Raw genomic sequence first — 5,872 nt, 5'->3', positions numbered from 1 at the left:
GCGTCCGGATATGCCAGTACAAGTGCCTGATTTCCCGCGCCAGCGCCCGAACCTCGTTCTCGGACACTCAACCCCTGCGTGTTATTGTTACGTCACGATAAATCGAAAAGTGACGACATGCGCGCAATCCTACCGCTCTTGGCTTTCATAGCCATCCCCACGGCAGCGGCACAGACGGTCAGCACATGCAAAATCAATGGCAAAACGGTCATCACCGATAAGCCCTGCGACCGAGCAATGGAAGCCACCATCGAGTTCGGGACGCCTACAGAACGTGCCTTAAAGCAGCAGCGTGAGGAGCAAAGAAAATCCAACTGCGCTCAGCTGAGCAGGTCACGCGCAGATGCCCAGAAAACAGCAGCCGAACACTCATGGGATCCACGCGCCGGGGTGCTGATGAACACCGTCATAAAGCAGATTGACGAGCAGCTCAGCGCAAACCACTGCTGAAAATCCCAGCTGGAGATCCACGCGATGGTTTTTGAAGGCCCGCGCCAGGACTAGCTTTGCAGGTGATTCTTCCTGCAGGAGAAAAGCGGGCTTGCAAGAGAGGGGGTGTTTGGATGTGGGCAGCCTCGTATGTACGTACCTGGTCGTACCCGCTGCTCGGTCCCGCCAGCCGCACTAGCCGTGCGACAACCGCCCGAAATACTGCCCTCGCCTCACCTCTAACGCCTGGTCATGGGCGCGGACACTCCCGACGCTAGATGTTTTTCGTTATGCCTTGCGCGTAACGATTATGCGCCGCTCGAGAGAGGCAGGACGGCATCCTGAATGGCCACAAACATCGCATCGTCGACATCAAAAGCGTGCAAAACAGCCTTGAACTCAGCAGTCTGCGCGACAGCCATCGCCTGCTTATGAGTCTTACCCTTGCAAGCTACGCGCACCAGGGCAAGCCATTGATCGCAAGAAGCTGATTTTCCGTTACTCGACGTAACGAATTTTTGACCTGCCTTCAACTGGGCAATCTCAGCCACGAGCTCCTGGCGCTGATCTTCTTTGAAGTCAGCTAGGTCATACGCTTTGCCCCGCTCTTCGATCGTCAGATCCAGCTCTTTACGCAGCTTGCCGTTCAGAGCCAGTTCGGCAGCGTGAGACTTCTGCAAATGAGCGACGGTCTTGCGCAGCTCGTCAATCTCAGCCTGGTAACCCGGTGACCGAAGCGCGTTCAGTTCATCCATAAGGCCATCGATCGTCTGCTGAGCATCAGCCAGCTCACTGCGCAGCTCGTCGACCTCAAGGCGGCACTCATCGTAGGCGTCAACGTCGGAAAGCATTTCCGTTACGGTCATGCGCTTAGTAACAGATTTTGCCTCGATAGACTGCTGAGCCTTACGACGAGCTCGAAACGCAGCCTGGCGTTCTGCATTGCTCATCGCGTGCGCCTTGCGCGGACGACCACGGCCACGCTTCTGCTCTACACCAGGCAGTTCGCCAGTCACGTTATCCGTTACGTCACGCATATTCGCCTCCCGATCTGATGAATCCATTTTACGTTACCAGTAACGGATATTAAATTACTGTTACACTTTTCAGGTAACGAAAATTCAGCCTTCAGGAAAGGCCTCCAGCTCGTCAACACGACGCGCCCTACCCGACCCAACAACGGTGCGTTTGCGAGGCTCCTGGGCAGCTTCCTGCGGCTTGGCGACATCGAGAACCATACGCACCTCCTGCGGCGCAGACGGCGGTGCAGCAACAGGCTGAGGCGCAGGCTGCGCAGCCTTCTCGGTCCGCTGGCCATCCGGATCGAACGCTTCAAAGAAACCACGCCTCACCACCTGGTCACAGATCTGCACGGTGGTCTCCAGGCGCGTACCCTGCTGCGTCCAGCACTCACAGCCGCCACGGATCTGCACACACGCAGCAGGCACCGGCACGCGCCGCGGCTTCGTGAGCTCGTCATAAGCAGGCGCGGTGTATTGCAACCCTGCTACGCGAGGCACATACGAAGCCATGTACTCAGCTGCTGTCTGCACCGGAGCGCCCCGTGGCGCTGACGACCCAACAGGCGCAGACGCGCCACCCATCGACGGCAACGCCTGCGACTGCGCGGCGGGCACCTCATCCTTGTGCCCCATCTTCCAGAGCAACCGCACGCCGTAGACCCCCGAAATCAACGAGATCACCGGCAGGATGAACATGAGCCAGTACCGCGCTGGCATCTTCTTCTTGTGCGTATGTGCATCGGCAGACTTGTACCAACCGTAGACCTCCTTCGGATACGGAAAGGTACTGCGCAACGCCCGCTTGAGGTTCGCATTGGTCGGGTCCTGGACCTTCTGCATCTTGAACACATCAGCCTTCTCACGCCCCCACTGGCGGATCAGGTGAATATGCTCGCCGGCGAGCTTCTTGATGTGGTTGTCAACCAGCGACGGGTCCTGCGAGAGGAAGAACAGGTCATAGCCTCGATGACGGTGCGTCTCCAGCTCCATCACGTGCTTGGGCGGACGCGAACTCGACGGCCGAGGCGGCATGACCTTCTGCACCTCGTCAATCACGATGATGGCTTTCTCGGGCAGCTCATACCAAGTCGTCGGGTCCTCAAGCAACGTCCACCCATCAAGCGTTACCTCCGGAATCCCGCAATAGAAAACAGGGCGGTTCTCCAGCTTGCGCTTCTGCTCAACGAACGCCATCGTGTACAGCGTCTTGCCATTGCCAGGCTGGCCGGTAATGAATGTCAGCATGCCGCCCTCACTTAGCCACGATGCGCCGCAGATTGCCCGCAGTGACACCGGCCACCACCGCACGAGCTGCCATGGTCGCGATCATCATGTTCAGGCACGTCGGCACCTTCAGAAGCGCAATGATCCCGACGATCTGCGGAAACGCCCCGCCAGCAACCTGCGCCATATACCCCTGAAAAATCGTCCAGATGCCCTTCCACGCTGCATCCATGCCCTTGTAAGTCGCGAAACCCAATCCAAGCGCCACAAGCACACGCCCCACCAACGAAACACAAGCACTCGCCAACGCACCAACAATGGCGCTACCCAAGAGAGCAAGAAACGGCATTTACACGATCCCCCGCATCATCCAGAGACACACGACCAACGTGCCAATGACGTTGAGCGACCCAATCAACTGACCGACCTTGCACAGCCCCGACAAGTCGAAATGCAACGAGCCGCCCATCTGCGGCGGCAAGGAAACATCAAAGTCCCCCATGCACTCAGCCTGATACGTCGTGTCTTCTGCATTAGCCCATATCTGCGACATGTCCGTGGGACTCGCATCGGCCTGCGCAGGCGTCGGAAACTTACCCGCCATCGGGTCTTGCCCCTGCACAATCTGCTGCCCAAGCTGAATCGTCGGGTCCTGAGACTTTTGCAGCTCACAACGCGTGCTCCATTGCTGGCTCAAAATCGCGCAGCTAATCGCATCACCACTGCAGGACGGTGGTGCACTGCAATCGGCACCACCGCTCACAGAATCATCCCTGCACACGACGGCATTCGGGTTCTGCTGACAGAACTGCTGCTGAGGCACTGTCACAGTCGTTGAACACGTGTCATTCGTAGCAGGACCACTCGCAGCCGGAATGCTCGCCGCGGACACATGCACAGAACCGCAGTTCACAGTACGACCACCACCACCAACAACAACCGTGGTCGTAGTGCAGTTCTGACCATCACACGTCGTATTCGAGCTGGACGTATCCGGAGGCGTACCAGCAGGCGCGCTCGCACCAGTCCCACCAGGCTGTGTAGTAGTCGAACCGTTATTAGTAGAAACCGAACCACCAGGCGGAATAGCAGGCGAACACACGTCAACACCGTTCACTTGGCCATAGAAGCGACCCTGCGCAGCACACACCTCAGGCGACGGCGGCAAGTTCTTCGGGTCAGTGGCGTTCGACAAGTCAACATCGATAGTGATCTGCGGCCAATTCGTCATGTCACACGACTTGCCACTGGCGGCACCAGCTCGACCACCACTCGTGTAACCAGTCAACGAATTCGGATTCGGATAGGTCACCGTAAAGCCACCCGGATCGTACTGACACCCTTTGATGCAGATGTAATCCGGCGCCCATGCCTGCGTCGATGAGGTCGTATAACCAACACCCCTGTACTTGTTGAGCAACGAAGGATCAGAACAACTAGGCGGCGGGGGCGGAGCGTTGGACTTACAAGAACCATCCGCCTGCTCCGTGTAACCGGACGGGCAACCGGAACTAGGCAACTCCGTAATCGTCTGTTGCCAACGCCCACTAGCATCGACGATGTCGCAGTTGACACCAAAGCTCTGCACAACGCACTGAGACACGCTATAGCCGCTACCCCAAGACGAGCTGGTAAAGGCCTTGGCCGCATCCAACGCGGTCACGCCACAAACGGTCCCGTAACAGTATTGGGTCGCCCACGCGCTAGAAGCCGTAAGCAGGCCAAATGCACACGCTATAGCCAGTCTCGCATGAACCCGGTGGAGAACGGTCCAAATGCGCGCAGGACGAAAGAAAAATAAACAGGGCATAGCTCACCACCCTCACGAAAAAAGAATCCATCCAGCACCCGCTAGCGCAAGGATCACGAAGTAGCCTTCCATCACACCCTCCAATGAAAACGGGGGCCGAAGCCCCCGCAGCAAACCGGGGCGTCCCCCGATCCACGTCCATCACTTGATGGCCTGACGCACCCACGAGTAGGTAGCCACGGCGGCACGAACACCCAGCACCGCGACGCCAATCGTCGTGATCGCCGTCACGGCCACGGCGATAGCAGCAATCACGCTCGACAGATCGATGTTGCTACCAGTACCGGTATCAGCATGCGCGGCAGCAGCCATCGCAACAGCGCCGACACCAGCACCGACACGCGCCAGATGACCAACAGCCAGGCCGCGCAGACGATTCAGTTTCTCTTTCATTTCTCTACTCCTCATGACGTTGTAAAAAGACCCGGCCAGCCTGCCGGAGCCCAAAAGCGGTGGCCCAACACAACAGAATCGCGCCACCAACTGCCGCACCGTCGCTCACACTCATCGACGGCAAAAAACGCATCAACGCCAACTCATCAGGCGTCAACAACACATACCCACTGCACGAGGTGGCACCACCATCCACCGGCACGAGCTGCCCGTTCTGCACTTGAACGCACTGGCTCACGAATCCACCCCGTCATCAAACTCGTACTCGTCATCCTCTTCAGCTTCACGCTGCGCAAAAAAATCGCGCTGCTCATCCAAAGAAAACTCGCAATCCTCCAACTCCAAACCGAGCGTGGTCTTCTCTTCCTCACGCTCACCCTGCCGCGCGTACACCAGATTCAAACGATCCCAAATCGCATCGCTACCGCGCTTGGACGAACTCGGAAGCTGGGAGCCATCGTCCTGCCCCTCCAGCACCAATTCGAGGTAATCCGCCGCCACGCCCAACACCCGCAGCGCCTCAACGACAACGCCAATCTCGTGGTTCAGATCATCGATACGCTCGTTGTAGTGATCCTCGGCCTCTTCCAGACTGCTAAAGCTCATGACAGCCCCCGATCACAACAAACCAACACGCAGAGCCGCTGAAAACAACCAAGCCCAGTGCATCCGCAACGCACCGCCCCACACCATCAACAACACCAGCAACCAGACCCAAACGAGAAACAGGTGCACACGACCATCGCGGAAATCGGAAAGGATCAAACGAAACACATCACGCCCGACGAACCACACCAACCAAAACGACAAAGCCACACTCGTCGCGCGCGCAAACTCCATCGCAAACGACGCACACGACAAACCGCACACGGGCAACCAGCGCCAAGCATGTCGAGCGACCTGCGAACACGCGAACGCAAACAACACAGCAAGCCACAGCAACAAAACACGCCGGCCACCTCGATCCGAACAACGACCCGCTGCTGCCAAGTAC

The 5,872-nt window shown here is 57.9% G+C and carries 8 protein-coding genes; 1 reads left to right on the top strand and 7 read right to left on the bottom strand.

Translation table 11 applies throughout. The annotated features are described in order from the left end of the window. The first annotated feature begins 117 nt into the window (after positions 1-117). Positions 118-450: a hypothetical protein gene (locus JHD73_RS25940; RefSeq protein WP_199033036.1), complete on the top strand. Its 333-nt coding sequence runs from the start codon at positions 118-120 to the stop codon at positions 448-450. Between the two features lie 287 nt (positions 451-737). Here JHD73_RS25940 and JHD73_RS29210 read toward each other — a convergent pair whose 3' ends face one another. From JHD73_RS29210 to JHD73_RS29205, 7 genes are all read right to left on the bottom strand, one after another. Further along, the gene (locus tag JHD73_RS29210) at positions 738-1,466 is read right to left on the bottom strand and encodes a hypothetical protein (RefSeq protein ID WP_233177157.1); all 729 of its coding nucleotides are present in this window, start codon (positions 1,464-1,466) and stop codon (positions 738-740) included. An 84-nt stretch (positions 1,467-1,550) separates the two neighbouring features. Beyond that, positions 1,551-2,696: a zonular occludens toxin domain-containing protein gene (locus tag JHD73_RS25930; protein ID WP_199033035.1), complete on the bottom strand. Its 1,146-nt coding sequence runs from the start codon at positions 2,694-2,696 to the stop codon at positions 1,551-1,553. A 7-nt stretch (positions 2,697-2,703) separates the two neighbouring features. Beyond that, the gene (locus tag JHD73_RS25925) at positions 2,704-3,024 is read right to left on the bottom strand and encodes a DUF2523 family protein (protein ID WP_059038968.1); all 321 of its coding nucleotides are present in this window, start codon (positions 3,022-3,024) and stop codon (positions 2,704-2,706) included. Further along, entirely contained in the window at positions 3,025-4,095 is a 1,071-nt protein-coding gene (locus JHD73_RS25920; protein ID WP_233177156.1) for a hypothetical protein, read from the bottom strand. Positions 4,096-4,626: 531 nt separating this feature from the next. Continuing rightward, complete coding sequence (locus JHD73_RS25915; protein ID WP_199033033.1) at positions 4,627-4,878, bottom strand: major capsid protein; 252 nt, start codon at positions 4,876-4,878, stop codon at positions 4,627-4,629. Positions 4,879-5,112: 234 nt separating this feature from the next. Then, positions 5,113-5,484 carry a hypothetical protein gene (locus JHD73_RS25910; RefSeq protein WP_199033032.1) on the bottom strand — a complete coding sequence of 124 codons (372 nt, stop codon included), beginning with the start codon at positions 5,482-5,484 and terminating at the stop codon, positions 5,113-5,115. Between the two features lie 12 nt (positions 5,485-5,496). Further along, positions 5,497-5,872, bottom strand: a 376-nt coding sequence (locus tag JHD73_RS29205) for a hypothetical protein (RefSeq protein WP_233177155.1), incomplete at its 5' end; no start/stop codon positions are given.

Source organism: Ralstonia sp. ASV6, assembly GCF_016429285.1.
Lineage (GTDB): Bacteria > Pseudomonadota > Gammaproteobacteria > Burkholderiales > Burkholderiaceae > Ralstonia > Ralstonia flaminis.
Note: the sequence above shows the minus strand (reverse complement) of the source record. Positions and strands in the feature narration are given on the sequence as shown.

Coding starts and splice junctions, on each gene's coding strand:
- JHD73_RS25940 (WP_199033036.1), top strand. CDS start 118: ATGCGCGCAATCCTACCGCTCTTGGCTTTCATAGCCATCCCCACGGCA.
- JHD73_RS29210 (WP_233177157.1), bottom strand. CDS start 1,466: ATGCGTGACGTAACGGATAACGTGACTGGCGAACTGCCTGGTGTAGAG.
- JHD73_RS25930 (WP_199033035.1), bottom strand. CDS start 2,696: ATGCTGACATTCATTACCGGCCAGCCTGGCAATGGCAAGACGCTGTAC.
- JHD73_RS25925 (WP_059038968.1), bottom strand. CDS start 3,024: ATGCCGTTTCTTGCTCTCTTGGGTAGCGCCATTGTTGGTGCGTTGGCG.
- JHD73_RS25915 (WP_199033033.1), bottom strand. CDS start 4,878: ATGAAAGAGAAACTGAATCGTCTGCGCGGCCTGGCTGTTGGTCATCTG.
- JHD73_RS25910 (WP_199033032.1), bottom strand. CDS start 5,484: ATGAGCTTTAGCAGTCTGGAAGAGGCCGAGGATCACTACAACGAGCGT.